Below are 251 nucleotides of genomic sequence, written 5' to 3' on the forward strand. Positions count from 1 at the left end.
TTTCGCGGGCCGGGTGGTGGCTTTCTCAAACTGGTCAAACAAATCCTTGACCCGGACGTGGTCTTCTTTCAAGAGAGCCACGGCCGGATTGAAGTTCAGAAAATCAAACATGCGTTCTCGATGTGGGATTGTGTTCTCGATACGCATTGATAGCCGGAGATGTCGTGACTGGTCGGAAAAATGCGAAGCGTCGGGAGCGAGGATCGGAAAAACATCTTACGGACACGGCATGCGACGTGCGGAAATAATTG

This window comes from Zavarzinella formosa DSM 19928, assembly GCF_000255705.1.
GTDB lineage: Bacteria > Planctomycetota > Planctomycetia > Gemmatales > Gemmataceae > Zavarzinella > Zavarzinella formosa.